The organism is Halomonas sp. ND22Bw (assembly GCF_003011945.1).
In the GTDB taxonomy this organism is placed as follows: Bacteria; Pseudomonadota; Gammaproteobacteria; order Pseudomonadales; family Halomonadaceae; genus Halomonas; species Halomonas halophila.
Genome location: NZ_PXWD01000524.1, coordinates 1 through 312 on the forward strand (window position 1 = coordinate 1; position 312 = coordinate 312).

1 protein-coding gene is annotated in these 312 nt (G+C 71.2%); it reads left to right on the forward strand.

Going from position 1 to position 312, the window contains the following annotated elements:
- Positions 1-312: hypothetical protein (locus CVH10_RS19215; RefSeq protein WP_219924851.1), on the forward strand; the 312-nt coding region annotated here is incomplete at both ends.

The following is a 312-nucleotide window of genomic DNA, read 5'->3' on the forward strand; positions in this document are numbered from 1 at the left end:
CGGCAAGGTCGGGCTGATGTGGAACGACGCGGAGATCAAGCCGCCCTTCACCCAGCAGGAACGTTGGGAAGAGCAGCAGGGCTATTCGCCTTCCAGCACCGCCGCCGTGGTCGCGGGCCAGGCGGTGCGGGTGCTGGCTGGGCCGCTGGGCGGACGGGTTCAGTCGCCCGAGACCTATTACACCCTGCTGCGCCGCCTGCCGGTGCTGGAGATCGGCGTGGTGCTTGCCTTGTCGGGTCTTGCGCTGTTGCTGATCGCGGGCCGCGCCGGCGGGCGGACGGTCGCGTTCGGCCTCGTCGGGGCGGCGGCGAT